This is a genomic window from Umezawaea sp. (assembly GCF_036375055.1).
Classification (GTDB): Bacteria; Actinomycetota; Actinomycetes; order Mycobacteriales; family Pseudonocardiaceae; genus Umezawaea.
Map to the genome: position 1 here is coordinate 1 of NZ_DASUSQ010000174.1, position 25,144 is coordinate 25,144.

A 25,144-nucleotide genomic window follows, 5' to 3' on the forward strand; every position below is an offset into this window, starting at 1 on the left:
CTGCCGCGCCCGGCCGTCCGCAGGTGCCGATTCGCCGTCGGCGCCGGTGCCACTGGGCTCCGGTGCTGGTTAGCGGCGTTCTTCCAGGCGTTGCATCAGGCGGCGTTCGATGGTGGGCGGCAGCAGGGTGGAGACGTCCCCGCCGTAGGTCGCCACGTCCTTCACCAGCGAGCTGGCCAGGAAGCTGTAGATGGGGTTGGTGGGCATGAAGAGGGTGTCCACGCCGCTGAGCTGGTGGTTCATCTGCGCCATCTGGAGCTCGTAGTCGTAGTCGCTCACCGCGCGCAGGCCCTTGACGATGGCCTTGATGTCGTGTTCGCGGCAGTAGTCCACCAGCAGGCCGTGCCAGGAGTCGATGCGCACGTTCGGCCAGAGGGACGTGACCTCGGCGAGCATGTCTGTTCGTTCCTCGACGGAGAACAGGGTCTTCTTGTTCTTGTTGATGAGCACGGCGACTACGACCTCGTCGAAGAGCTTCGCCGCTCTGCCGATGATGTCCAGGTGTCCGTTGGTGACCGGGTCGTAGGAGCCGGGGCACACGGCACGCGTCATGGTTTTGGACGTTAGCACCCGATCGGACGCATCCAGTGGCGTCCGTGTCCCTGATCACCCCGATGGGTTCGGGTGTTCCGCCCAGTACAGGGTTGTGTCTCCGTATCGCTTGTCGCGCAAGGATTCCACCGGACTTGGCCAGAGGGGGCGGGGGCTGCGGGACGCTCTCTCCACGATCAGGACGGTGCCGGGGGCGGTCCAGCCGTTGAGCACCAGGGCGTCCAGGACCTTGCCCAGCTGGGCGTCGGTGACGGAGTACGGCGGGTCGGCGAAGACCAGGTCGAACGGGGCCTCCGCGGAGACGGCGACCACCGATTCGGCTGGTCTGGCGATCACGGTCGCGGCGGTGAAGCGGAGTTCGCGGGCGTTGGTGCGGAGGACGTCCGCCGCGCGGCGGTCGGCCTCGACGAAGGTGGCCGACGCGGCGCCGCGGGACAGCGCCTCGAAGCCGAGGGCGCCCGAGCCCGCGTAGAGGTCGAGCACGGTGAGGCCGTCCAGGTCCAGGACGACCTCCAGGGCGCTGAACATCGCCTCGCGCACGCGGTCGGACGTCGGGCGGGTCACCTTCGGCGGTACTTGCAGGCGGCGGCCTCCGGCCGTGCCCGCCACGATCCTGGTCACGGGCTCATCGTCCCAGGTGCGCTCCGCCGTTGACCGGCACCACCTGTCCGGTGACGTGGCCCGCCCCGCGAGAGGTGGGGAAGCCCACGACCGCGGCGGCGTCGGCGGGGGTGCCCGCGCGGCCGGTGGCGGTGCCCCCGCCCGTCACCACGGCCGTTCTCGGGGTCATGGTCCGAAGCCCAGGCAGTCCCCGACGGCTTCGAGCAGCGGGACGAGCGCCCTGAGCGCGGCCGGGTCGTCGGTGGCGCACTCGGTGATGCCCGCGCCGACCACCGGCGTCGCCGCGGCGATGGCGCGGATCGAGCCGACGAGTTCCGCCACGGTCAGGCCACCCGGTACCGGGCAGCCGACGCCGTCGAACCCGGCCGGGTCCAGCACGTCCAGGTCGACGTGCAGGTAGACCTCGTCGGCGTCGGTCTCCAGGACGGCGTTGCCCGCCACGGTGGAGCGCCTGGCCGCGGCCACGGGCAGGTGGCGGACGGTCTGCCGCCACACCTGCTCCCGTTCGGCGGGCTCCAGCGAGCGCGCTCCCAGCAGCACCACCCGGCCCGCGCCGATCCGGGGGCCGGACGCGAACCCCGGATCGCCCTCGCCCATCGCGGCGCGCAGCACCATGCCGTGGAAGGCGTGCGACGGCGAGGTCGCGGGCGTGTGCAGGTCGCCGTGCGCGTCGAACCAGGCGAGGGCGAGGGTGCGGCCGTAGCGCTCGCGGGCGGCGCGGACGGGTTCGAGTTCGACGCCGCAGTCGCCGCCGATGGTCAGGACCGTCGACCGGGTCCCCAGCGCCGCCCGCTGGGCCGCGCGGTTGTCCAGCAGCGCGGCGCGGTTGGCGATGCCGTCCACGGTCGGGGACCCGTGCTCCCCGACCGGGATGGTGCGCACGGCGGTGCCCAGGACCTCACCGGCGAGCTTCGCCAGCGCCCTGCCACCCGACGGCAGCGACACCGCGCGGGGAACGACCGCGCCCTGCCGCTGCGCGACGGAGTGGACCTCAGGCAAGCGCCTGCCACCAGCCGTCGACGGCGGGCGGGTCGTTGACGTCGACGCGTTCGCCCGGCTTCGGCACGGCCAGCTTCACGTCGTGGGCCTTGCTCTCGCGCCACACGCGGTCGACCGGTTCGGACCAGTCGTGCACGGACAGGTTGAACGTCGCCCAGTGCACCGGGATCAGCAGTCCGCCGCGGAGCGCGAGGTGCGCGCGCACGCCCTCCTCGGGCGTCATGTGGATGTCCGGCCACCCGACGCTGTACGCGCCGATCTGCACCAGCGACGCGTCGAACGGCCCGTAGGTCTCGCCGATGTCGGTGTAGCCGTCGAAGTAGCCGGTGTCACCGCTGTAGAACACGCGGTGCTCCGGTCCGGCGATCACCCACGAGGCCCACAGCGTGTTGTCGCGCTTGAGGCCCCGGCCGGAGAAGTGCTGCGCGGCCGTGGCGGTCAACCGGACGCCCGCGACCTCGTGGTGCTCGTCCCAGTCCAGCTCGACGATCCGCGACTCCGGGACGTTCCAGCGGCGCAGGTGCGCGCCGATGCCGAGCGGCACGACGAACGGCGCCGTCTCCGACTCGGTCAGCGCGCGGACGGTCGGCAGGTCGAGGTGGTCGTAGTGGTCGTGCGAGATGACGATGGCGTCGATCGGCGGGAGTTCGGTCAGCTCGTGCGGGACGGGGTGCAGCCGCTTGGGGCCGACCAGTTCCGACGGCGAGCAGCGGTCGCTCCAGATCGGGTCGAGCAGCACGCGGGCGCCGTCGACCTCGACCAGCGAGGACGCGTGGCCGTACCAGGTGATGTGCAGGCCCTCGGCGCTGGTCTGGCCGGACTGCGGGCCGACCAGCGGCACCGGCCCGGACGGCTTGCGACGGCCACCGCCGAAGAGGAACTCGCGGAAGACGCCCGCGCTCTCGGCGTCCGGCATCGTGGTGGTCTTCTTGACGTTGTGGAACGTGCCGTCGCGGAACCGCGGCGACCTCCGCAGCAGCGCGGGATCGGGCTTGCCGCCCAATGCCGCGGGCACGCCCCGCACCGCCCAGCCGATCCCCGCCGCCGCCAACCCGAGCAGCGCACCCGTGGTCTTCTTCATGGCACCTCCACCGTTCCGCCAGGCCATAGTCACACTGAATTGGCCTCAGAGCTTGTCGGCGACCAGCACGGTCCGGTGGCCGAGGCGGGCCGACAGCTCAAGGACGAACTCCGGGCGCAGCGGCGGCCAGTTCCAGAACGTCAGTCCCAGCGCGCCGAAGCCCCACGGTGGTTCCCAACGCCAGCCGTTCGGATCCAGTTCCCTGGTGCAGATGGGGCAGGGCCGGGTGCCGTCGGCGCCGTGCTGCCACTCCTCGAACGCGTCGGCGATCCGGTCGAGGTCGACCTCGGCCTCGCAGTGCGGGCAGAAGATGGCCTGATCAGGCGATTTGGTGTAGTAGACGGCGCGGCCGACCTCCACGCGCAGGCCGTTCCAGGCCAGGGTGCGCAGTTCCTCGTCGCCGGTGACGACGGCGCGGTCGAAGTGGGGGCCGGGCGCGTGACCGATGCCACAGGCGCAGTTGGTCCGTTCCTTCACCACGACGCCGATCTCGACCAGCCAGTCGACCACCTCCTGAGCCAGGTGCGGGGCCTCCTGCTCGGTAGCTTCGATGTCCGCGATCGTCTGGTAGCGGTCGTCCATGTCGCGAGGTTCTCACAGCATCAGCACAACTTGGTCAACTGCGCCAGACGATCCCGGCTGGCACCGACGGGCAGCCTGCGCAGCTTGCGGCGGGCCCGGCCCCCGAACTGCTGCACCAGCCGCTCGGCCGACGGCAGCCGCGACGGCCTGGCGTCGGCGCTCAGGTGGGACGCCATGCCCAGGTTCTCGCCGAACCCGGTGAGCGCGCGGGTCTGCTCCGGGGTGGCCCCGCCGAGCACCGCGCCGATCCGGCAGGCCGCCGGGAGCACCGCGGTCCTCAGCCTCGCGACCCGCAGGTACTCCGCCGGGTCGGGCGAGGGGTCGTCGCCCAGCACGAGCGCCAGTTCCGCGCCGCGGCTGGCCTGCACGCCCGCGTCGGCCTGGACGCGGGTGGCCTCGGCGACCTGGTCGGCGGTGGCGCCGCGGTCGCGGCACTCGTCGATGAGGCCGAACCCGCGGAAGTAGAGGGAGTTGGCCGCGACGATCGCGCGTTCCGCGCCGAACCTGCGGTGCACCGCGACCCGGCCCTGCCGGGCGTCGTCGTGCCCCATCAGGCCCTCGTGGACCAGGCCGCCGACGTGCAGGCACTCGACGCCGACGGCGGCGGGCAGCACGCGGTGCAGGTCGCCGCCGACGGCGAGCGCGGCGCGCAGCACCAGCAGCGCGCGCAGCAGCGTCCCGACGGGGATGAGGGCGTAGCGGTCGACCGCGTCGAGCGCCCTGGGCGAGTCGGGCCAGCGGGTGGCGAACTCGTCGCGCAGCAGTTCGCGGAGGTCGTCGTCGGTCGGGCTGAGGGGTGGGACGCGGCGGGCGACTTGGGTCAAGACGGCGCTCCTCGATGTCGGGAGCACTCCATGCTGGGGGCGGGCGAGCCGGTTTCCCGGCGCGTGACCCGGACGGTGCAGCGACGCCACACGCCTGGAGCAGCCGAACGGGTGCCCTCCGCTGCGCGTTGCGGCGCAGGGCACCCGTCGGTGTGGTGGTCCGACTACTCCAGGACGATCAGCAGGTCGCCGCCCTCGACCTGCTGCACGGGCCGCACCGCGAGGCGCGCCACCGTGCCGGCCCTGGCGGCGGTGATGGAGGCCTCCATCTTCATGGCCTCGATGGTCGCGACGGTCTGACCGGCCTCGACGACGTCGCCCTCGGCGACCGACGGGGTCACGACGCCCGCGAACGGCGCGGCCACGTGGTTCTGGTTGCCCCGGTCGGCCTTCTCGGCGGCGGGGACCTCCGCCGCGATGGACCGGTCGCGCACCGAGATCGGCCGCAGCTGGCCGTTCAGCGTGGCCATGACGGTGCGCATCCCGCGCTCGTCCGCCTCGCCGATCGCCTCGAGGCCGATCAGCAGCCGCACGCCGGGCTCCAGGTCGACCGAGTACTCCTCGCCCGGCTTGAGGCCGTAGAAGAAGTCCTTGCTGCGCAGCACGCTCGTGTCGCCGTAGGCCTCGCGGTGGGCCAGGTACTCCTTGGTCGGAGCCGGGAACAGCAGCCGGTTCAGGGTGCCGCGGCGGTTCTCCGCCAGCCCCTTCTGGTCCTCCTCCGACAGCTCCTCGACGCCCTTGGCGGGCGCACGGCCCTGGAGCGCCTTGGTGCGGAACGGCTCCGGCCAGCCGCCGGGCGGGTCGCCCAGCTCACCGTGCAGGAAGCCGATCACCGAGGCCGGGATGTCGAACCTGCCGGGGTCCGCCTCGAACTCGGCGGGCGTGACACCGGCGCCGACGAGGTGCAGCGCGAGGTCGCCGACGACCTTGGACGACGGCGTCACCTTCACCAGGTGGCCGAGCATCCGGTCCGCCGCCGCGTACACGGCCTCGATGTCCTCGAACCGCTGCCCGAGGCCGAGCGCCACGGCCTGCGTGCGCAGGTTCGAGAGCTGGCCGCCGGGGATCTCGTGCTTGTAGACGCGGCCGGTCGGCGCGGGCAGGCCCGACTCGAACGGGGCGTAGATCCGCCTGGTCGCCTCCCAGTACGGCTCCAGGTCGCACACGGCCTCCAGGTCGAGCCCGGTGGCGTGCTCGGTGTGGTCGGTCGCGGCGACGATCGACGACAGCGCGGGCTGCGAGGTCGTGCCCGCCATCGACGCGGACGCGCCGTCCACCGCGTCCACCCCGGCCTGGATCGCGGCCAGGTACGTGGCGAGCTGACCGCCCGCCGTGTCGTGGGTGTGCAGGTGGACGGGGAGGTCGAACTCCTTGCGCAGGGCTGTGATCAGCCGGAACGCGGCGGGCGCGCGGAGCAGCCCGGCCATGTCCTTGACGCACAGCACGTGCGCGCCCGCGCCGACGATCTGCTCGGCCAGCTTGAGGTAGTAGTCGAGCGTGTAGAGGCGCTCGTCCGGGTCGGACAGGTCCGAGGTGTAGCAGAGCGCCACCTCGGCCAGCGCCGTCCCGGTCTCGCGCACGGCCTCGATCGCGGGCCGCATCTGCTCGACGTCGTTGAGCGCGTCGAAGATCCGGAAGATGTCGATGCCGGTCTTCGTCGCCTCCTGCACGAACGCCGACGTCACCTCGGCCGGGTACGGCGTGTAGCCCACGGTGTTGCGACCGCGCAGCAGCATCTGGAGGTTGATGTTCGGCACGGCCTCGCGGAGCTGCGCGAGCCGCTCCCACGGGTCCTCGGCGAGGAACCGCAGCGCCACGTCGTACGTCGCGCCGCCCCACGCCTCCAGCGACAGCAGCTGCGGCGTCAGCCTGGCCACGTGCGGGGCGACCGCGAGCAGGTCCTTCGTGCGCACGCGGGTCGCCAGCAGCGACTGGTGGGCGTCGCGGAACGTCGTGTCGGTGACGGCGACCGCGCGGCTGCCGCGCAGCCACGCGGCGAAGCCCTCGGGGCCCAGCTCGGCGAGCCGCTGCCTCGAACCGGGCACGGGCTCGGCGTCGAGGTCCACGACCGGCAGCTTGTCGCGCGGGTCGATGCTCGCCGGGCGCTCGCCGTTGGGCTTGTTCACCGTCACGTCCGCCAGGTAGGTCAGGATCCTGGTGCCGCGGTCGGCGGAGTGGCGGGCGGTCAGCAGGTGCGGGCGCTGCTCGATGAACGACGTGGTGACGCGGCCCTCGTAGAAGTCGGGGTCGTCCAGCACCGCCTGGAGGAACGGGATGTTGGTGGACACGCCGCGGATGCGGAACTCGGCGACCGCGCGGCGCGAGCGGGCCACGGCGGCGGCGAACGTCCGACCGCGGCAGGTGAGCTTCACCAGCATCGAGTCGAAGTGCGCGCCGATGGCCGTGCCCGCGCCGATCGTGCCGCCGTCCAGCCGGATGCCGGAGCCGCCGGGCGAGCGGTACGCGCTGATCACGCCGGTGTCCGGGCGGAAGCCGTTCGCCGGGTCCTCGGTGGTGATGCGGCACTGGAGGGCGGCGCCGCGCAGCTGCACCGTCTCCTGGCTCAGGCCGAGGTCGGCGAGGGTCTTGCCGCTGGCGATGAGCATCTGCGACTGGACCAGGTCGACGTCGGTCACCTCCTCGGTGACCGTGTGCTCGACCTGGATGCGCGGGTTCATCTCGATGAAGACGTAGTTGCCGTTCGGGTCGAGCAGGAACTCGACCGTGCCCGCGTTGCGGTAGCCGATGTGCCGGGCGAACGCGACGGCGTGGGCGCACATCCGGTCGCGGATCTCCGGCGCCAGGTTCGGCGCGGGCGCGATCTCGATGACCTTCTGGTGGCGCCGCTGCACCGAGCAGTCCCGCTCGAACAGGTGGATCACGTTGCCCTCGCCGTCGGCGAGGATCTGCACCTCGATGTGGCGGGGCTCGACCACGGCCTGCTCGATGAACATGGTCGGGTCGCCGAACGCCGACTCGGCCTCGCGCATGGCGGCTTCCAGCGACTCGCGCAGCGTCGACGGGTCCTCGACCCTGCGCATGCCGCGGCCACCACCACCGGCGACGGCCTTCACGAACACGGGGAAGGCGATGCCCCTGGCCGCGGCCAGCAGCTCGTCCAGGTCCGCCGACGGCGCGGAGGACTCCAGCACCGGCAGGCCCGCCTCGCGCGCGGCCGCGATGGCGCGCGCCTTGTTGCCGGTCAGCTCCAGCACCTCGGTCGGCGGTCCCACGAACGTGATGCCCGCGTCCTTGCACGCCTGGGACAGCTCGGGGTTCTCCGAGAGGAAGCCGTAACCGGGGTAGACCGCGTCGGCACCGGCCTGGCGGGCGGCCTTGACGATCTCCTCGACCGACAGGTACGCGCGCACCGGGTGACCGGGGTCGCCGATCTGGTAGGACTCGTCGGCCTTCAGCCGGTGCAGCGAATTCCGGTCCTCGTGCGGGAAGACGGCTACCGTCCCCGAGCCCAGCTCATAGGCGGCACGAAACGCCCGGATCGCGATCTCGCCGCGGTTCGCGACAAGCACCTTGCGGAACATAGCGGCGTTCCCTCCCGGTAACTCGACTGGGTCGTCGGAACGTTACCGTGTGCTTCCCGCCCCTCGGGAGTTCCATCCCACGTGACGGACGTCATCCTGATCGGTTCGCGGCGCGGTCGAGCGGCTCGTCGGCCCCGGCCGTGAGCTGGGGCCTTGGTCGAAGAGTGTGCCGCAGGGAGCCGCCGGGCGCAGCCCCCGCGAGGAGCAGGGACGTTAGCGGCCGATCACCGGACTTCCACACCGGGTGACCGAGGGCGTTCGAGGTTGCGTCGAATGCAGTAGATGTGGCCCTCTTCACGGCGGTACCCACGAGGTTGCGCTGATGCGGTGGGATTCGCCGCTTCGTGTGACTTGCGGGTCCGAAACCTCGGTAGTGTTGCCCATATGGCCGGGCCCGATGGGAATGGGCAGACTGCTGCCCGCACAGCTCACTTCGACGTCGTCCTGCGCGGATACAACCAGCGTCAGGTCAACGAACGCGTCACCCGACTGGAGTTCGACCTCAAGAACGCCAGCCGGAGCCGTGACGCCGCCGCCGCGCAGGTGGCCGAACTGTCGAAGGTGGTAGCGGGCACGAGAGCCGAGCTGGACAAGGTCAAGGCGCAGCTCTCCAGCCTGGCCGCCAGCCCCATCAGCGCCTCCAACGTCACCGAGCGCGTCCGGATCATGATGGGCCTCGCCGAGGAGGAGATCGCCGACATCCGCAAGGCGGCCGTCGACCACGCGAACGCCACCCGCGCCGAGGCCGACCGGTTCGCCGCCGAGCAGAAGGCCCTGCACCAGCGGAAGAACGCCGAGACCGACGACCGCCGCAGGCAGTTGGAGCAGCAGCACCAGCAGCACCGGATCGAGCTGGACAAGAAGTTCGAGGCCCGCAAGGCCGAACTGGAGAACGAGATCCAGGAACTCCGCGCCAAGCTCACGGCCGAGCACAACGCGCTCATGGCCGAAGGCCGTGCCGAAACCGAACGCGTCACCACCGAGTACGACGCCAAGGCGGCCGACCTGGAGAAGACCCGCGCGGCGCTGGAGCAGAAGTACAAGAAGTACCACGACGACCTGGACAAGGAATACGACGACCTGCGCACCAAGCTCAAGAAGGAACACGAGCAGCACGTGGTCGAGGCGAAGCAGGCCGCCGAGAAGATCCGCGCGGAAGCGGAAGCCAAGCGCGCCGCGGCGGAAAAGGAACTCGACGAAACCCTGACCGCCAAGAAGGCCGAGTCGGAGAAGCTCCTGGCCGAACTGGAGTCCGAGGCGCTGGCGAAGGTGGAGCAGCTCACGACCGAGGCCACCACCAAGGCCGAGAAGACCGTGCGCGAGGCCGACGAACACGCCGACAAGCGCGTGACCGAGGCCGACGAGCGGGTAACGGCGCTGCGCACCATGCACCAGTCACTGACCGAGCAGTTCGCCGCGGCCCAAGCGGCGGTGCTCCAGGCGGTCTCGGCACTGGGCCCGCTCCCGGACGACCCCCGAGCGCGCGAGCGAGCAGCAGAACCCCAGAAGCCGCAGGAAAAGCCGGCAAGGGCGACGAAGCCAGAACCAGCCAAGCCGCCGACCAACGGCAAACCGGCCACGGCAGACGCCCCCACGGCAAAACTGCCGATCCAAAAAAGGCCGAAGAACGCCTAGGCGACAGGGCAGGAAAACCGAGCACCAACAATCGGCCACGCACCCGTGCGTGGCCGATTTCATTTGGGGAACCGACCCTCACGACAACGGATCGCCCAGGTCGACACCACCCGCCCTTCAGCCCGATCACAGGGTCGAATCAATGGACCCGAGTCGAACAGGTCCCCCCGGACCACCCGAACCGGATTCGCACCAGCCGCGCCCCACGAACCGGTTGCCCCCAGGGGGCATCGAACCAACCACTTGGCCGCTATCCCGCCCCACCCGACCCCCGCCACCCTGAAGCCCGATGAAGACCAACGTGCAGCGACACCTGAACCAGGCGCTGATGCGGATCCCCAGACGCGCCGAGAACACCGACCGGCACACCCTCGCCACCACCTACGTCAGCGCGGGCTCCTTCTCGGCGATGCTCCACTCCACCGACCACCAGGTCCTCTACGGGCGCAGGGGCACCGGCAAGACCCACGCCCTCCTCTACCTCAGCGACGTCATCGAGCGGGCGGGCGACCTGCCCGTCTACCTGGACCTCCGCACGATCGGCTCGGCGGGCGGCATCCACTCCGGCAGCGACGCCGACGCGGCCGAACGCGGCACCCACCTCCTCGTCGACACCCTGGAAGCCGTCCACGAGGAACTGCTCACCATCGCCGTCGACACCGAGCACGACATGCTCGACCCCCTCGACGCCCTGGCCGACGCCGCGACCGCCGTCCAGGTGGTGGGCGAGGTGGAACGCGAGTCGAAGCGGACCGGTTCGGCGGAGACCAGGCACGCCCTCGACATCAGCGCCACCCCGTCGGCCAAGGTCACCGCCGAACGCCGGAACAGCACCTCCTCGGAGCACCGGCTCCGCCGCGTCGGCGTGGAGCGCCACCACGTCGTCTTCGGTCCCCTCAGCCGAGCGCTGCGCGGCCTCACCAGGGCGCTGGGCGGGCGCAGGCTGTGGCTCCTGCTGGACGAGTGGAGCAGCGTCCCGCTCGACCTCCAACCCCTCCTGGCCGACCTGCTGCGCCGCTGCGTCCTGCCCGTCCCCGGCATCACCGTCAAGATCGCCGCCATCGAGCGCCGCTCCCGGTTCAGCGTCCCCGCCCCCGCGGGCGACTACATCGGCATCGAACTGGGCGCGGACGCGGCCACCGCCGTGAGCCTGGACGACTTCCTGGTGTTCAACCGCGCCCGCACCGACGCGCAGGAGTTCTTCGGCCAGCTCTTCTTCAACCACGCCAAGGACCTGCTGGTGCGCGTGGTCGGCGCGAGGGCACCAGGGGACGCCACCGCGTTCGTGGAGCGGACGTTCCAGCGCAACGCCTTCCTGGAACTGGTCCGCGCCGCCGAGGGCGTGCCGAGGGACGCCATCAACATCGCCGCGCTGGCCGCCCAGTACGCGCACTCGGACGTGACCGACCTGGAGGACGTCCGCCGAGCGGCCCGCGACTGGTACCTCCGCGACAAGCAGACCGCCATCGACTCCAACCCGGCCGCCCACTCCACCCTGCGCAAGCTCGTCGACGAGGTGGTGGGCAAGCGCCGGTCGCGGACGTTCCTGCTGGAGCGCACGGCGAGTGCGGAACACCCGGCCGTGGACGTCCTCTACGACGCCCGGCTGCTGCACGTGCTGCGCCGCGGCATCGTCGACAAGAACCACCCCGGCACGCTCTACGACGGGTTCGCCGTCGACTACGGCTGCTACGTGGCGCTGCTGCTGGACGGCGAGCTGCCGTCCCGGCCGCGCCACCGGGGAGGCTGGCTCAACTGGTCGCACTCCGTGCCGCCGGACGGCTTCGACTTCGGCGCGGAGGCCATCGACCTGTCCACACTGGACTAGCGCGGGCCCGCACCGCCCGGAGCCCGGAGAGCCCCTACTTCGGCAGCTGCTCGGCCGGGATCGTCTCGGCGGCGGGCGGTGCGGCGACCTCCACCGGGCCGCCCCAGTCGCTGAACCGGGTGGTCGAACTCTTGACCACCTCGCCGTTCTGCTCGAACCGGTACCCGGCCTTGAGCGGCAGCCCGGTCGCGTCCACCCACGCGAACGCGCTGATCGTCACCCCGTACTCGGCGAGCTGGGTGTGCTGGAGCTGGATGTCGGGGTCGTCGAACAGCTTCGCGATCTTCACCGTGTCCACGGCGACGTCGTAGCGCGTCACCGGCACCCCGTCGAGCTGCTCGGACGCCTTGCGCAGCACCAGCCCGGCGGTCGGCTCCAGGTAGTCCAGCTCGGCACCCGCCATCGCGCTGGGACCGAACCCGCGCAGCAGCCCCGAGATCTCGCCGCTGTTCTCGGCGGTGTACTTCGCCCACTTCTTGCCCTCGGGCATCGGGGCGCCTGCCAGGTAGGCGTACAGCTCGTCCCGCAGCACCACGAGGTCGATCTCGCGGGCCGCTCCACCCGCGTCCACGTTCATGGTGAACGCGCCGACCACGCCGTCCGCCTCCTGGCGGAGCACGCCGTCCGCGGTGTTGCGCACCTCGGTCGCCGCCCCGTCGGAGGCGAAGCCCTCGGTGTGGAACTTCGCCGTCCTCAGCTCGGCCCTGCGGGCCGTGATGGTCTCCGCCAACACCGCCAGCTCGCCCTTGACCTGCGACGTCGTCGGAGCGGGCGCGGGCTGCGCCGACCCGCAGGCGGCGAGCAGCACGAGGGGGATCACGACGAGGAAGCGGCGCACAAGGAGTCGATGCTAGCTCAGGCCTTCTCCAGGTACTCCGCCCGCTCCTCGTCCAGCAGGCCCGCCACCAGCCCGGAGAGGCCGGGGTGGGCGGTCAGCTCGGGATCGGCGTCGACCACCTGCTGGGCCTCCACGCGGGCCTCGCGGATCAGGTCCTCGTCGCGCAGCAGCGACAGCATCTTCAACCCGGAGCGCACACCGGACTGGGCGGCGCCGAGGATGTCGCCCTCCCGGCGCAGCTCCAGGTCGAGCTGCGCCAGCTCGAAGCCGTCCAACGTGGACTCGACCGCGCGCAGCCGCTCCATGGTCGACGTGCCGTCCGGCATCTCCGTGACCAGCAGGCACAGACCGGGCGCACTGCCCCGGCCCACCCGGCCGCGGAGCTGGTGCAGCTGGCTGACGCCGAACCGGTCCGCGTCCATGATCACCATGACGGTCGCGTTCGGGACGTTCACGCCGACCTCGATCACCGTCGTGGCGACCAGCACCTTCGTCTCGTTCGCCGCGAACGACCGCATCACCGCGTCCTTCTCGTCCGCGGGCAGCCTGCCGTGCAGGACCTGGATCGCGAGCCCTCGCAGGGGCCCCTCGGACAGCCGGTTCGCCACGTCCACGACCGCCAGCGGAGGACGCCGGTCCGACGCGTCCTCCTTCGGCGGCTCGGCCCCGTCGTCGTCCGGCTCGCCGCCACCGATGCGCGGGCACACCACGTACACCTGGTGGCCCTTGGCGACCTCCTCGTGGATGCGCTGCCACGCGCGGGCCAGCCACTGCGGCTTCTCCGCCAGCGGCACCAGCGACGTGCTGATCGGCGACCGGCCCCCCGGCAGCTCGCGCAGCGCCGACACGGCCAGGTCGCCGTACACCGTCATCGCCACCGTGCGCGGGATCGGCGTCGCCGTCATCACCAGCACGTGCGGCGTCGCCCCCTCCCGCGCCCGCCCGCGCAGCGCGTCCCGCTGCTCCACGCCGAACCGGTGCTGCTCGTCCACCACCACGAGCCCGAGGTCGGCGAACGTCACCTTGTCCTGGATCAGCGCGTGCGTGCCGACCACGATCCCGGCCTCGCCGGACACGATCTCCAGCATCGCCTTCTTGCGCTGCGGCGCGCTCATCGACCCGGTCAGCAGCGTCAACCGCGTCGCGTGCTCGGCCCCGCCCAGCTGCCCCGCCTGCGCGAGGTCGCCCAGCATCTCGGTCAACGAGCGCGCGTGCTGCGCCGCGAGCACCTCGGTCGGCGCCAGCATGGCGGCCTGCCGCCCGGAGTCGACGACCTGCAACATCGCCCGCAGGGCGACCATGGTCTTGCCCGACCCCACCTCCCCCTGGAGCAGCCGGTTCATCGGGTGCGCGCCGGACAGGTCGTGGGCGATCTCCTCGCCGATCCCCCGCTGCCCGTTGGTCAGCGTGAACGGCAGCCGCGCGTCGAACGCGTCGAGGATCTCGCCCGGTCGCGGTGGGCAGGCGGGGGCGGGGCGGGCGCCCGCGGACTGCCTGCGCTGGGCGAGCGCGAGCTGGACCGCCATCGCCTCGTCCCACTTCAGGCGCTGCTGCGCGAGCGTGATCACCGCCCAGCTGTCCGGGCGGTGGATGGCGCGCAGCGCCCCCTCCAGCGGCATCAGCGAGCGCGACGAGCGCAGCCGGGAGGGCAGCGGGTCGGAGGCTTCGGGGACGCCGTCCCACACGTCGAGGACCTGCTTGACGCAGTTGACGATGTTCCACGACTGGATGCCCTGCGCGGCCGGGTAGACCGGGATGAACGCCTGGGCGAACCGGTCGGCCGCCGAGTCGGGCGCCTCGTCCTTCAGGACCTCGAAGTCGGGGTGGGCGAGCTGGAGCTTGTTGTTGAAGCGGCCGACCTTGCCCGCGAACATCGCCTGCCTGCCCGGCAGCAGCTCGGTCTCGGCGACGTGCGCGGGCGTGCCGAAGAACACGAGCTGGAGCTCGTTCGTGCCGTCGGTGATGGTCGCCTCGAACATGTAGCCGCGCCGGTTCTTCATCGCGCGCTTCTTGCCCGACTTGACCTTGGCCTGCACGGTGACGTGCTCGCCCAGCTCCAGGCTCGCGATCTCGGTCAGCTTCCCGCGCTCGTCGTACCGGCGCGGGTAGTGCCGCAGCAGGTCGCCGACCGTCAGCAGGCCGAGCCCGGCCTCCAGCGCGTCGGCGCTCTTCTTGCCGAGCACCGACACCAGCTTCTCGTCAAAGGTGGTCATCGCCGCCCATTCAACTACTCGACACCGACAAGGACGATCGTGTCCGGCTGGCCGCCCGAGTAGACGGTCAGCTCCACCTCGGGGTGGCTCAGCCTCAGGTGGTCCTCCAGCAGGGCCGCGAGGTCGGCCGGGGCGTCCGCGCCGAGGACGGCGGTGACCAGTTCGCCGCCTCCGCCGAGCATCCGGTCGACCAGCCTGCACGCGAGGTCGCCCACGGCGTCGGCGGCGGCGGGAGCGGGTTCGATCAGGACGACCTCGCCGTCCAGCATCCCGAGGAGGTCGCCGGGGGCGACGCGGCCGACCCACGTGATGCCCTCGCGGTCCGACACGGCCAGTTCGCCGCGACGGGTGGCGGCGGCGGCCTCGGCCATCGCGACCACGTCGTCGCCGGGGCGGCGGGACGGGTCGTGCACGGCCATCGCGGCGAGGACCTGGACCGGGGACGCGGTCGGGACGACCACGACGTCCTGGCCCGCCGCGACGGCCTGCGCGACGGCGTCGTCGAGGTGCTCGCGCACGTCGGCGGCGCCGGGCAGGACGGTGACGTGCCGGGCGCGGGTGCCGACGAGCGCGGCGAGCAGGTCGGCGGCCGTGAGCGACTCCGAGGCGGCCAGGTCGACCACGACGGCGCCCTCGGCGCGGAACAGCTCGACCGCGCCCCCGCCGCCGACCAGCACGACGACCGCGCGGTCGCGCACGAAGCGCGGGGCCTGCGCGGCGATCTGGTCGGCGAACCGCGCGACGGTGATGCGGTGCGGGCGGCCCGCGGCGATGCCCGCCTCGACGGCGGCGCCGATGTCGTTGCAGTGCACGTGGACGGTCCACAGCTCGGCGCCGTCGCCGACGACGGACACGCAGTCGCCGAGTCCGCCGAGCGCGGCGCGCAGACCGTCGACGCCTGCCTCGGACGTGCCGTCGAGCAGGTACATGACCTCGTACTCGAACTCGCTCGACCCGGCTTCGCGGCCCGTGGTCAGGGATTCCGGTGTCCTCGGCAGCACCGGGACGACCTCGGTCTCCTCCTCGCGGCCCGTGACGACGGCCGCGAGTGTGTCCAAGAGCACCAGGAGCCCGCGCCCGCCCGCGTCGACGACGCCCGCCCTGGCGAGGACGGCCAGCTGGCGCGGGGTGTCGGCGAGGGCCGCGGCGCCTGCCTTCGCGGCCGAGGTGATGACGTGCTCCAGGTCGTCCGGCCCGTCGTCCGCGGCTTCGGCGGCGGCGTGCAGGACGGTCAGCACGGTGCCCGCGACCGGCTGGGACACCGCGGCCGTGGCCAGCTCGTCGGCCCGGTGCAGGGCCTGCCGCAGCGCACCGCCGGTCATGGTGGAGGCGCCCTGGACGGTTTCCGCGAGCCCGCGCAGCACCTGGGACAGGATCACCCCGGAGTTGCCGCGCGCGCCCGCCAGCGCCCCCCTGGCCAGCGCCGCGAGGGACGCGCCCGCCGCGTCGCGCGCCTCGGCGGGGGCCCGCAGCAGGGCGTCCAGCGCCGACCGCATGGTCTGGAGGAGGTTCGTGCCCGTGTCGCCGTCGGGCACCGGGTAGACGTTGATGCGGTCGATCGCCTCGCGGTTCACGTCCAGTGACCGCACACACGCGTCCGCCCATTGACGCACCGCACCAGCATCGAGGACCTGCATGGCGGGAGCGTATCCACCCGTGCCGACAGCACCCCGGTTTGGTCGTGGCACCGCCGACCGGTTACCCTCATCGTTGTTGCCATGCCCGGCTGAGGCTTGTGCACGCTTGCGCGCCCGCCGGGGCGTGAGTACGAAATGAGCAACCCTAAGGAGTGGCTGACGTGGCTGCCGTGTGCGACGTCTGTAACAAGGGGCCGGGCTTCGGCCATTCTGTCTCGCACTCCCACCGGAAGACGAACCGCCGGTGGAACCCGAACATCCAGTCCGTGCGCGCGAAGGTTTCCTCCTCGCAGCGCCAGCGGCTGAACGTGTGCACCTCCTGCATCAAGGCGGGCAAGGTTGTGCGCGGCTGATTTGCAGCCCTGAACGGGAGCCCGGACGCCTCGGCGTCCGGGCTTTCGCTTTGTCCGGCCCCCCGAGGCCCGCGCCGAACCGCCCGCCGAGGAGGTCTCGACGGGCGGCGGCACCGGGCGACGGCCTAGGGCAGCTTCCAGTTGATCGGGGCCGCGCCCTGCTTCTCCAGCAGCTCGTTGGCCTTGCTGAACGGCTTGGAGCCGAAGAAGCCGCCGTGCGCCGACAGCGGGCTCGGGTGCGCGGACTCGATGCACGGCACCGGGTCCAGCATGGGCTTGAGGTTGCGGGCCGCGCGGCCCCACAGGATCGCGACCATGGGCTCCTCGCGGGCCGCGAGGGCGCGGATGGCCTGCTCGGTGACCTGCTCCCAGCCCTTGCCCTGGTGGGAGTTCGAGACTCCGGTGCGGAGCGTCAGCGACCTGTTGAGCAGCAGCACGCCCTGCTCGGTCCACGGCGTGAGGTCGCCGTTGGACGGCATGGGGTAGCCGAGGTCGTCGACGTACTCCTTGTAGATGTTGACCAGGCTCTTGGGGATCGGCCTGGTCTCCGGCGACACCGAGAAGCTCAGGCCCACGGCGTGGCCGGGTGTCGGGTACGGGTCCTGGCCCACGATGAGGGCGCGCACCTCGTGGAAGGGCTGCTGGAACGCGCGCAGCACGTTCTCGCCCGCGGGGAGGTATGTGTGGCCTGCGGCGACTTCGGCACGCAGGAACTCGCCCATTTCGGCGATGCGGTCGGAAACGGGGGCGAGTGCTTCAGCCCATCCGGTTTCCACGATCTCGTTCAGGGGACGTCCAGGCACAGCGCGTGACCCTATCTCAGTCGAGCCTGCGGAGTTCCTTGCGGTACAAGGCGATGGTGGCGACGTACCGGTCGACCGCGAACTGCCAGGCACGTTCCGGCACGACGTGCCCCGGCCGCACCTTCGCGGGCACGCCGAGCGCCATCGAGCGGGCGGGCACGTGACCGCCGAAGGAGACCACGGCACCCGCGCCGACGATCGAGCCCTCCTCGACCACGGAACCGTTCAGCACCACCGAACCGGACGCGATCAGGCAGTGGTCGGCGATGGTCGCGCCCTCGATGTGGACGTTGTGCCCGATGACGCACTCCTCGCCGATCAGCGCGGGGTGCACCTCGGTGCAGTGGACGACGGTGCCGTCCTGCACGCTCGTGCGCGCGCCGATCTCGATGCGCCCGGCGTCGCCGCGCAGCACCGCCCGCGGCCACACGGACGCGAACGCCGCGATCCTCACGTCACCGATCACGGTGGCGTCGGGGTGCACGTACGCCTCCGGGTGGATCTCCGGCTCGTGCTCGCCCAGGGCGTAGATGGCCACGAAGGACGTCCTCTCAGTGCGTCACCCCACGTGGCGGATGCGAACCCCGCGCAGGAGGACCGGGTTGGACCAGCCCTGACCGTAGAGCACGGCGTCCACCGCGTCGCCGGCCTGGTTCTCGTCGAGCACGACCGACCCCCGCGCCACGCCCAGCAGCGCGCTGTGCGGCCCGGTGGGAACGCCCGCCACCGCCCGCGGCAGGTACTGGCGGGCCAGCACGTGCCCGTCGCTGGGCCGCACCACGACCCAGGGGGCGTGCGGGCCGACCGGCGCGGGCACGAGCCGCACCGGGAGCCACTGCGGGTCCGACGCCAGCAGGGCGACGGCTCGGCGGAGGTGGAGCCGCTGCCACCACTGGGCGAGCGGCGGTGCGGTCGGCGGTCGCGGCGGGTCGGCGTAACCGGGGTCGACGAGCGCGGACGCGGGGGCGCGCCGCTCCCGCCGCAGCGCCACCGACTCCTCGCCGGGCACGCGCAGCAGCGGCGGGTGGGCGCCCACGAGTTCGGCGGCGAACGGGATCCCGTCCGCGCGCAGCTGCACGGGGGCGTCGTCGCATGCGACCTGGAACACCTGCCGCACCTCGCCGCCGGGCGCCGACGCGAGCGCGACGACGGGCACCACGCGGGGCACCCGAGCCGACGACACCCACCGGACCTGCGCCCACACCGGTTCCGCGGGGGCGGAGTCGACGTCGGCCACGACCGGGCGGCCGGGCGGCTCCTCGAACCGGGGGCGGGCGATCTGGACGAACAGGACGCCGACCACGACGGCGGCGAACAGCGTCAGCCAGCCGTGGCCGGTCGCCAGCCAGGTCAGCAGACCGGACACGAGCGGCAGCACCACCGCCCAGCCGGTCTCCCACCCGCGCCGCAGGGTCCGCTCGCTCAGCACGAGCGGTCGACGGGGCCACTCCACCGGCGCCTCCCCCCGAAGATCGAGACCTCAACGTACCGCCGAGCGGCGGCGGGCAGGAGGGGCTGACCGGGTGTCGGTCAGGAGGACGGCCACCGGCGCCGTCGCGGCCCGCCGGGCCCGGTCACCCCTCCCCCAGCACCTTCCGGAAGCACAGGCTCAGCGGGTGGTCCCGGTAGGTGCCGAAGTTGGGCATCCGCTCGTACCCGCTGCTCCGGTAGAGCGCGATGGCCTCGGGCTGGACGGCCCCGGTCTCCAGCACCAGCCGCTTCCGCCCGGCCTCGGCGGCCGACCTCTCCAGGTCGGCGAGGACGGCCCTGGCCAGCCCCCGGCCTCGGGCGGCGTCGACGACGTACATCCGCTTGATCTCGGCGTCCCCGGCCAGCAGCGGCTCCTCGGCCTCGTCGTGGGCGCGCCAGCCGCCGCACGCCACGGGCTCGCCGTCGAGGTACCCGACGACGAAGTACCCGCGCGGCGCGGAGAACTCGGCCGGGTCGACGGGCGTGATGTCCTCGTCGCCGTAGCGCTCCACGTAGACCCTCTGGACGCCGTCGATCAACTTCACCGCGTCTGGATGGTCATACGGGACCGTGCATAGTTCCATGGTCCTCAAGATACCTACCGCCAGTGCTCCCAACCAGGGGGTTTTTCGTACGCGCGCCCGTCGACGGTCACACCGCTGCCGTGCCGCACGGAGCCGATCACCTGCCACTCCTCGGGCACGGCGCCGGGCTCGGGGAACGTGGCCGCCAGGGCGTGGTCCTCGCCGCCGGTCAGCACCCAGTGGCGGGCGTCCGCACCCAGCGCCGACGCCACGTCGAGCAGCCGGGGGTGCACCTCCAGCAGCTCCGTGCGGATGTCGATCCCGACCCCGGAGGCGTCCGCGACGTGCCCGAGGTCGGCCAGCAGCCCGTCGGAGGTGTCGATCATCGCGGTGGCACCGGCCGCCGCGGCCTGCGGACCGGCGGGGTACGGCGGTTCGGGAGTCCGCTGCGCACCCACCACCGCCACGGGCGAGCGGAAGCCGCGGCTGAGGACGGCGAGGCCCGCCGCGGCCCAGCCGAGCTTCCCGCACACCGCGACCACGTCGCCGACCTGCGCGCCGGAGCGCACCACGGGCTCCAGTCCACCCAGGTCGCCGAGCGCGGTAATGGAGATCACCAGTGTTTCGGAACTCACCATGTCGCCGCCCACGACACCCGCCCCCGCGACGGCGGCCTCCTGCCACAGGCCCGCGGTGATGCCGTCCACGACGCTCGCCGGGGTGTTGGCCGGGCAGGCCAGTCCGATGAGGAGCGCGGTCGGCATCGCGCCCATGGCGGCGATGTCGGAGAGGTTCACCGCGGCGGCCTTCCGGCCCACGTGCTCGGGTGATGACCAGTCGAGTCTGAAGTGGACGTTCTCGACGAGGACGTCGGTCGACGCCACCACCCGACCGTCGGGCGCGGCGACGACGGCGGCGTCGTCACCAGGCCCGAGCAGCGTGGTGGGGGGCTGCGTCCGACCTGCTGTCACGCGGCGGATGAGACCGAACTCACCCACTTCGGCGACCGTGTCCGCGTCCTGCGGCGGGTCCGGACGCAAGATTGCCTCCCGTTCTGAGCATTCGGAACTCCAACTGCGGTACGTTGCTGGTCAAGTTCCTACCCCGACCTAACCTGTCGCGACGAAGGGGCACGCCGTGGTGCACGCATACATCCTCATCCAGACCGAGGTCGGGAAGGCAGCCGCCGTCGCGGGGGAGATCGCCGGTATTCCGGGGGTTTCGTCCGCGGAGGACGTCACGGGTCCTTATGACGTGATCGTCCGGGCGGACGCCGACACCGTCGACCAGCTCGGTCAGCTCGTGGTCGCCCGCATCCAGAACGTGGAAGGGATCACCCGGACCCTGACCTGCCCAGTGGTCAACTTGTAGCGACGTGTTGTCATAGGGCTGTGCCACAGGATCAGCCGACCGAATCCGAGTCCGTCTCGTCGTTGCCCCGACCGCTGCTCGCCGTGGCCATCGGCCTCCCGGTGCTGCTGGCGGTCGCGGTGGCGGCGGTCGGGCTCGTCCTCGGCACCTCGGGTGCCGCGGACCCCGCCCTGCCGACCTCGGACAACTCCGGCCCCCTGGCCCTCGTGCCGGTGACCGCCCCCGCGGCGGAATCCCCCGACTGCACCTCGCTGGTGGGGAAGCTGCCGCTGACCCTGGTGTCGGACGGGGTGACGCTGCCGCGCCGTGAACTCGCCGCTCCCGCGCCCGCGGGCGCCGTGGCGTGGGGTGACGCGGAACACCGGCCGATCGTGCTGCGCTGCGGGCTGGACCGGCCCGGTGAGCTGACGCCGACCTCCCAGCTCAGGGTGGTCTCGGACGTGCAGTGGCTGGAGGTCCAGGGCTCCGACTCGTCGACGTGGTTCGCCGTCGACCGCGCGGTGTTCATCGCGCTGACCGTTCCTTCCGACGCGGGAACAGGGCCCCTCCAGGACGTGTCGACGACGATCCGCGACGCGCTCCAGAAGGGCCCCGTCCGCACGCAGGGCTGATGGTGGATCAGCGCAGGCCCGTGCCGCGCGCGACGGCGGTCTCGACCAGGGTGGTCAGCAGGGTCTGGTAGTCGACCCCGGTGACGGCCCACATGCGCGGGTACATCGAGATGGGCGTGAAACCGGGCATGGTGTTGATCTCGTTGATCACCAGCTCGTCGTACTCGGTGACGAAGAAGTCCACCCTGGACAGCCCCTGGCAGTCCAGCGCGCGGAACGCCGTGATCGCCATCGCGCGCAGCCGCTCGGTGAGGTCGTCGTCGAGCTTCGCGGGGATGTCGAACTCGCACACGTCGTCGAGGTACTTCGAGTCGAAGTCGTACCAGTCGACGGACCCGCCCACGACGCGCAGCTCGGCGGGCAGCGACGCCTCGACCCGGCCGTCCGGGAACTCCAGGACGCCGCACTCGATCTCGCGGCCGACCACGGCGGACTCGACGATCACCTTCGGGTCGGTCTGGCGGGCGAACGCGATGGCGTCGTCCAGGTGCGCCCAGTCGACGACCTTCGAGATGCCGACGGACGACCCGGCGCGGCACGGCTTCACGAACACCGGCAGGCCGAGGCGCTCGCGCTGGTCGACGGTCAGCGTGTCCTGGCCGCGCTTGAGCACCTCGAACGTGCCGACCGGAAGGCCCTCGGCCGCCAGCAGCTTCTTCGTGTACTCCTTGTCCATGGAGACGGCGCTCGCGAGGACACCGGGCCCGACGTAGGGCACGTCCGCCAGCTCCAGCAGGCCCTGGACGGTGCCGTCCTCTCCCCAGGCGCCGTGCAGCAGCGGGAAGACCACGTCGACGCCCGCCACCACGACACCGGGTTCCGTGGGCACCAGCTCGCCGCCACCGACGGGCACGAGCGAGGCCAGCGTCGGCATCTCGCGGTCCTTGATCGTCAGCGCGAGCTGGTCGTCGGCGCCGATCACCCAGGCGCCTTCGGGGGTGATGCCCACCGGGACGACCTCGAAGCGGTCGCGGTCCAGGTTGGGCAGCACGCTCCCGGCGGAAACGCAGGAGACGGTGTGCTCGGTGCTCCGGCCGCCGAACACCACGGCGACCCTGGTCTTGCGCTGTGTCATGAGGCCCGAGACTACCCGGATGGGTTAACCCGGCGGAGCAGCGGCGATGAGCAGCTCGACCAGCACGGGGAGCACCGAGGTCAACTGCTCGCGCGAACACGCCGCGTAGCCGATGGCGACGCCGTGGACCCTCGGGCGCCCCGCGTGGTGGCGGGCCAACCCGTCGAGCCGGAAGCCCCGCCGTTCCGCGGCGGCCAGCAGCTCCTGCTCGGCCTCGTCGGTCGCCACCCGCACGACCACGTGGGCGCCCGCGTCGTCGCCGAGCACCGGCACGCCCGCCTCGGCCAGCGCCTCCACCAGCAGCGCCCGGCGTTCGGACAGCTCGCGGCGCAGCTTGCGCAGGTGCCTGCCGAGGTCTCCGTGCCTGGCCAGCTCCACGACCACGCGCTGACCGGCGGGCGCGGGCCCGGTGCCGGTGCGCTCGCGGTGGGCCAGCACGGCGCTGGCGATCGACTCGGGCGCGACCATCCAGCCCGCGCCCAGCGTCGGCGTGAGGATCTTGCTGGTCGTGCCGAGGTGCACGACCACGTCCGGCGCGAGCGCGGCCAGCAGCGGCAGCGGGGCCACGTCGTAGCGCAGCTCGCCGTCGTAGTCGTCCTCGACGATCAGCCAGCCGTCGCGGCGGGCCCGCTCCACCAGCGCGACCCGGCGGCCCGCGGACATCCGGCCGCCCATCGGGTACTGGTGCGCGGGCGAGCAGTACACGACCCGCACCCCCTTCGGCACGCCCTCCACGAGCAGGCCCTCGGCGTCGACCGGCGCGGGCACGACCCGCAGGCCCGCGGCCCGCATCGCGCCGACCGCGCGCTGGTAGCCGGGTTCCTCCACGGCCACCGCGTCGCCCGGCTTGAGCACGGCGGCGGCCAGCTCGGTCAGCGCCGCGGTGGTGCCGCCGGTGGCCAGCACCAGCTCCTCGCGCAGTCCGCCGACCACGGCGAGGCCGCGGTGGCGCAGCAGGTGCTCGGCGACGACCTCGCGGTACTCCGGCAGCCCTCCGCGCTGCGGGCGCAGCAGCGGCACGGTGTCCGCGGCGGCCCGCCACGCCCGGCGCCAGGCCGCCTTGTCCAGCCCACCGGCCCACGGGGCGCCGGGCCCGAGGTCGATGACCTCGCGGGGCGCGGGTGTCGGCGCGGCGCGCTTGGTGCGACCCTTGAGGGCGCCCGGCGGGGTCGTGGTGATGTAGGTGCCGCTGCCGTGCCTGCCCGCGATCCAGCCCTCGGCGTGCAGCTGCTCGTAGGCCGCCGCCGTGACGGTGCGGCTGACGCCGAGCCGTTCGGCCAGCGCCCTGGTGGAGGGCAGCCGGTCGCCGCTGCGCAGCCTGCCCTCGGCGGCCGCGGTGCGCATCGCGTCCGCGAGCTGCACGGCGAGCGGTTCGGTCGACGAGCGGTCGAGCGTCACCGAAAACGGGGTGTCCGACAAGTGGCACTTCCAAATACGTTGAAATTGGTCATTGAAGGATGCCACTTCTCGACCGACGATGGAACCATGACCTTGTCGACGACCCCGCGCAGCACCGTGAAGAGGGGCAAGAAGCGCGCCGTGACCGAACGTTCCGCCCTGCACGAGGTGCTCGACGCGGGCCTGGTGTGCCACCTCGCCGTCGTCGTCGACGGCGCGCCGGTCGTGCTGCCCACCGGTTACGGCCGCGACGGCGACACCCTCTACCTGCACGGCTCGACCGGCGCGCGGACGCTGCGCGAAGCCGGGGCCGGCGTGCCGGTGAGCGTCGCCGTGACCCTGCTCGACGGCATCGTCTACGCCCGCTCGGTGTTCGACCACTCGATGAACTACCGCTGCGCCGTCGTGCACGGCACGGCCGTGCCGGTGCTCGACCCGGAGGCCAAGGCGCACGCGCTGCGGGTGCTGACCGAGCACCTGTCGCCCGGCTCGTGGGACTACGCGCGGCGGCCGTCGCCGAAGGAGCTGGCCGCGACGGCCGTGCTCGCGCTGGACCTGGCCGAGGCGTCGGTGAAGATCCGCACCGGTCCCCCGTCCGACGAGGAGGAGGACGTCGCGACCTCACGGGCGTGGGCGGGTGTCCTGCCCGTCCGGACGGCGTACGGTCCGCCGGAGCCGTGCCCCCTGCTCGCCGGGGGCACGGCCGTGCCGGAGCACGTCAGCGGACGGCGGTAGGCCCGTCGACCGGGTCGAAGCGGAACGGCGTCATGGCCCGGCCGCCGTCGCGGTAGACGTGGATGGTGACCGCCGGGTCGGGCCCGTCGTTGCGCACGCGGTGCACGTGGTGGGGCCCGAACACCCGTGACTGCCCGGCCGTGAGGCTGTGCAGCACCTGGATGCGCGAGGTGGCCACGGTCTCCGTCAGCGAGCCGCTGACCAGGGTGAACGCCCCGGTCGAGCCGCCGTGGTCGTGCAGGTCGGTCTCCTGTCCGGGCAGCCAGCTCATCAGCCAGACCTCTTCGGTGGCCGTGCGCTCGACCAGCGCGGCGAAGCGCTGCTCGGGGTCGTAGCGGAGCAGGTGGCGCCAGGAGGCGCGGTCGGCGGCGAAGCCCAGCGCGATGCGCACCGGGTGCAGCGCGGCGCGGGACTCGGGCAGGGCGACGGTGTTGTCCGGAACGGCGAACATG

At 72.4% G+C, this 25,144-nt stretch carries 25 protein-coding genes; 6 read left to right on the forward strand and 19 right to left on the reverse strand.

Annotation, left to right across the window (positions count from 1 at the left end):
- Positions 1–69 precede the first annotated feature (69 nt).
- The 8 genes from coaD to VFZ92_RS41085 form a co-directional block, all read right to left on the reverse strand.
- A complete protein-coding gene (coaD, locus tag VFZ92_RS41050; RefSeq protein WP_330883373.1) occupies positions 70–552 on the reverse strand; it encodes a pantetheine-phosphate adenylyltransferase in 483 nt (160 codons plus the stop codon).
- A gap of 54 nt (positions 553–606) precedes the next feature.
- Positions 607–1,173, reverse strand: coding sequence for a 16S rRNA (guanine(966)-N(2))-methyltransferase RsmD (rsmD, locus tag VFZ92_RS41055; RefSeq protein ID WP_330883375.1), 567 nt, complete (start codon positions 1,171–1,173; stop codon positions 607–609).
- A 4-nt stretch (positions 1,174–1,177) separates the two neighbouring features.
- The gene (locus VFZ92_RS41060; protein WP_414720121.1) at positions 1,178–1,342 is read right to left on the reverse strand and encodes a hypothetical protein; all 165 of its coding nucleotides are present in this window, start codon (positions 1,340–1,342) and stop codon (positions 1,178–1,180) included.
- The gene (locus tag VFZ92_RS41065) at positions 1,339–2,172 is read right to left on the reverse strand and encodes an arginase family protein (RefSeq protein ID WP_330883377.1); all 834 of its coding nucleotides are present in this window, start codon (positions 2,170–2,172) and stop codon (positions 1,339–1,341) included. The genes VFZ92_RS41060 and VFZ92_RS41065 overlap by 4 nt, the downstream gene beginning before the upstream one ends.
- Positions 2,165–3,253: an MBL fold metallo-hydrolase gene (locus VFZ92_RS41070; protein WP_330883379.1), complete on the reverse strand. Its 1,089-nt coding sequence runs from the start codon at positions 3,251–3,253 to the stop codon at positions 2,165–2,167. Before VFZ92_RS41070 ends, VFZ92_RS41065 begins: the two co-directional genes overlap by 8 nt.
- A gap of 45 nt (positions 3,254–3,298) precedes the next feature.
- The gene (locus tag VFZ92_RS41075; RefSeq protein ID WP_330883381.1) at positions 3,299–3,835 is read right to left on the reverse strand and encodes a hypothetical protein; all 537 of its coding nucleotides are present in this window, start codon (positions 3,833–3,835) and stop codon (positions 3,299–3,301) included.
- 20 nt (positions 3,836–3,855) lie between these two features.
- Complete coding sequence (locus tag VFZ92_RS41080; RefSeq protein ID WP_330883383.1) at positions 3,856–4,659, reverse strand: polyprenyl synthetase family protein; 804 nt, start codon at positions 4,657–4,659, stop codon at positions 3,856–3,858.
- A 164-nt stretch (positions 4,660–4,823) separates the two neighbouring features.
- Positions 4,824–8,201, reverse strand: a complete 3,378-nt coding sequence (locus tag VFZ92_RS41085) for a pyruvate carboxylase (protein WP_330883385.1) — start codon at positions 8,199–8,201, stop codon at positions 4,824–4,826.
- Between the two features lie 327 nt (positions 8,202–8,528).
- Between VFZ92_RS41085 and VFZ92_RS41090 the strand changes: the two genes are divergently transcribed.
- Positions 8,529–9,836 (forward strand): hypothetical protein, encoded by a 1,308-nt coding sequence (locus VFZ92_RS41090; protein WP_330883387.1) that lies wholly within the window; start codon positions 8,529–8,531, stop codon positions 9,834–9,836.
- A gap of 289 nt (positions 9,837–10,125) precedes the next feature.
- A complete protein-coding gene (locus VFZ92_RS41095; protein ID WP_330883389.1) occupies positions 10,126–11,664 on the forward strand; it encodes a hypothetical protein in 1,539 nt (512 codons plus the stop codon).
- A gap of 34 nt (positions 11,665–11,698) precedes the next feature.
- Here VFZ92_RS41095 and VFZ92_RS41100 read toward each other — a convergent pair whose 3' ends face one another.
- The 3 genes from VFZ92_RS41100 to VFZ92_RS41110 are packed head-to-tail and all read right to left on the reverse strand — an operon-like array spanning position 11,699 to position 16,352.
- Positions 11,699–12,502, reverse strand: coding sequence for a hypothetical protein (locus VFZ92_RS41100; RefSeq protein ID WP_330883391.1), 804 nt, complete (start codon positions 12,500–12,502; stop codon positions 11,699–11,701).
- A gap of 17 nt (positions 12,503–12,519) precedes the next feature.
- On the reverse strand, positions 12,520–14,715 hold the full coding sequence (gene recG, locus VFZ92_RS41105; RefSeq protein WP_330883393.1) for an ATP-dependent DNA helicase RecG: 2,196 nt from the start codon (positions 14,713–14,715) through the stop codon (positions 12,520–12,522).
- Between the two features lie 14 nt (positions 14,716–14,729).
- Positions 14,730–16,352, reverse strand: a complete 1,623-nt coding sequence (locus tag VFZ92_RS41110; protein ID WP_330883395.1) for a DAK2 domain-containing protein — start codon at positions 16,350–16,352, stop codon at positions 14,730–14,732.
- Positions 16,353–16,513: 161 nt separating this feature from the next.
- On the opposite strand from VFZ92_RS41110, the gene rpmB reads away from it, so the two are divergent.
- A complete protein-coding gene (gene rpmB / locus VFZ92_RS41115) occupies positions 16,514–16,705 on the forward strand; it encodes a 50S ribosomal protein L28 (protein WP_106188104.1) in 192 nt (63 codons plus the stop codon).
- 125 nt (positions 16,706–16,830) lie between these two features.
- Here the strand turns inward: rpmB and VFZ92_RS41120 are convergent, their stop codons facing one another.
- The 5 genes from VFZ92_RS41120 to VFZ92_RS41140 all read right to left on the reverse strand — a co-directional run bounded on the left by VFZ92_RS41120 (position 16,831) and on the right by VFZ92_RS41140 (position 20,542).
- Positions 16,831–17,508 carry a uracil-DNA glycosylase gene (locus VFZ92_RS41120; RefSeq protein WP_330883398.1) on the reverse strand — a complete coding sequence of 226 codons (678 nt, stop codon included), beginning with the start codon at positions 17,506–17,508 and terminating at the stop codon, positions 16,831–16,833.
- A gap of 16 nt (positions 17,509–17,524) precedes the next feature.
- A complete protein-coding gene (locus VFZ92_RS41125) occupies positions 17,525–18,046 on the reverse strand; it encodes a gamma carbonic anhydrase family protein (protein WP_330883400.1) in 522 nt (173 codons plus the stop codon).
- A gap of 21 nt (positions 18,047–18,067) precedes the next feature.
- Positions 18,068–18,961, reverse strand: a complete 894-nt coding sequence (locus VFZ92_RS41130) for a hypothetical protein (RefSeq protein WP_330883402.1) — start codon at positions 18,959–18,961, stop codon at positions 18,068–18,070.
- Positions 18,962–19,082: 121 nt separating this feature from the next.
- Positions 19,083–19,562 carry a GNAT family N-acetyltransferase gene (locus VFZ92_RS41135; protein WP_330883404.1) on the reverse strand — a complete coding sequence of 160 codons (480 nt, stop codon included), beginning with the start codon at positions 19,560–19,562 and terminating at the stop codon, positions 19,083–19,085.
- 14 nt (positions 19,563–19,576) lie between these two features.
- On the reverse strand, positions 19,577–20,542 hold the full coding sequence (locus VFZ92_RS41140; RefSeq protein ID WP_330883406.1) for a thiamine-phosphate kinase: 966 nt from the start codon (positions 20,540–20,542) through the stop codon (positions 19,577–19,579).
- A gap of 97 nt (positions 20,543–20,639) precedes the next feature.
- Between VFZ92_RS41140 and VFZ92_RS41145 the strand changes: the two genes are divergently transcribed.
- Both VFZ92_RS41145 and VFZ92_RS41150 read left to right on the forward strand, forming a co-directional pair.
- Positions 20,640–20,873: an Lrp/AsnC family transcriptional regulator gene (locus VFZ92_RS41145; protein ID WP_330883408.1), complete on the forward strand. Its 234-nt coding sequence runs from the start codon at positions 20,640–20,642 to the stop codon at positions 20,871–20,873.
- Between the two features lie 20 nt (positions 20,874–20,893).
- The gene (locus tag VFZ92_RS41150) at positions 20,894–21,484 is read left to right on the forward strand and encodes a DUF3515 domain-containing protein (protein ID WP_330883410.1); all 591 of its coding nucleotides are present in this window, start codon (positions 20,894–20,896) and stop codon (positions 21,482–21,484) included.
- Positions 21,485–21,491: 7 nt separating this feature from the next.
- On the opposite strand, the gene VFZ92_RS41155 is transcribed toward VFZ92_RS41150, so the two are convergent.
- Positions 21,492–22,559, reverse strand: coding sequence for a D-alanine--D-alanine ligase family protein (locus VFZ92_RS41155; RefSeq protein WP_330883412.1), 1,068 nt, complete (start codon positions 22,557–22,559; stop codon positions 21,492–21,494).
- Positions 22,560–22,583: 24 nt separating this feature from the next.
- Positions 22,584–23,978: a PLP-dependent aminotransferase family protein gene (locus tag VFZ92_RS41160; protein ID WP_330883414.1), complete on the reverse strand. Its 1,395-nt coding sequence runs from the start codon at positions 23,976–23,978 to the stop codon at positions 22,584–22,586.
- Between the two features lie 66 nt (positions 23,979–24,044).
- Between VFZ92_RS41160 and VFZ92_RS41165 the strand changes: the two genes are divergently transcribed.
- Positions 24,045–24,692 carry a pyridoxamine 5'-phosphate oxidase family protein gene (locus VFZ92_RS41165; RefSeq protein WP_330883416.1) on the forward strand — a complete coding sequence of 216 codons (648 nt, stop codon included), beginning with the start codon at positions 24,045–24,047 and terminating at the stop codon, positions 24,690–24,692.
- On the opposite strand, the gene VFZ92_RS41170 is transcribed toward VFZ92_RS41165, so the two are convergent.
- Positions 24,676–25,143, reverse strand: coding sequence for a cysteine dioxygenase family protein (locus VFZ92_RS41170; RefSeq protein WP_330883418.1), 468 nt, complete (start codon positions 25,141–25,143; stop codon positions 24,676–24,678). The genes VFZ92_RS41165 and VFZ92_RS41170 overlap by 17 nt on opposite strands.
- Position 25,144: the final 1 nt, after the last annotated feature.

Coding starts and splice junctions, on each gene's coding strand:
- coaD (WP_330883373.1), bottom strand. CDS start 552: ATGACGCGTGCCGTGTGCCCCGGCTCCTACGACCCGGTCACCAACGGA.
- VFZ92_RS41060 (WP_414720121.1), bottom strand. CDS start 1,342: ATGACCCCGAGAACGGCCGTGGTGACGGGCGGGGGCACCGCCACCGGC.
- VFZ92_RS41070 (WP_330883379.1), bottom strand. CDS start 3,253: ATGAAGAAGACCACGGGTGCGCTGCTCGGGTTGGCGGCGGCGGGGATC.
- VFZ92_RS41075 (WP_330883381.1), bottom strand. CDS start 3,835: ATGGACGACCGCTACCAGACGATCGCGGACATCGAAGCTACCGAGCAG.
- VFZ92_RS41085 (WP_330883385.1), bottom strand. CDS start 8,201: ATGTTCCGCAAGGTGCTTGTCGCGAACCGCGGCGAGATCGCGATCCGG.
- VFZ92_RS41095 (WP_330883389.1), top strand. CDS start 10,126: ATGAAGACCAACGTGCAGCGACACCTGAACCAGGCGCTGATGCGGATC.
- recG (WP_330883393.1), bottom strand. CDS start 14,715: ATGACCACCTTTGACGAGAAGCTGGTGTCGGTGCTCGGCAAGAAGAGC.
- VFZ92_RS41110 (WP_330883395.1), bottom strand. CDS start 16,352: ATGCAGGTCCTCGATGCTGGTGCGGTGCGTCAATGGGCGGACGCGTGT.
- VFZ92_RS41135 (WP_330883404.1), bottom strand. CDS start 19,562: ATGGAACTATGCACGGTCCCGTATGACCATCCAGACGCGGTGAAGTTG.
- VFZ92_RS41155 (WP_330883412.1), bottom strand. CDS start 22,559: ATGACACAGCGCAAGACCAGGGTCGCCGTGGTGTTCGGCGGCCGGAGC.
- VFZ92_RS41165 (WP_330883416.1), top strand. CDS start 24,045: ATGACCTTGTCGACGACCCCGCGCAGCACCGTGAAGAGGGGCAAGAAG.
- VFZ92_RS41170 (WP_330883418.1), bottom strand. CDS start 25,143: ATGTTCGCCGTTCCGGACAACACCGTCGCCCTGCCCGAGTCCCGCGCC.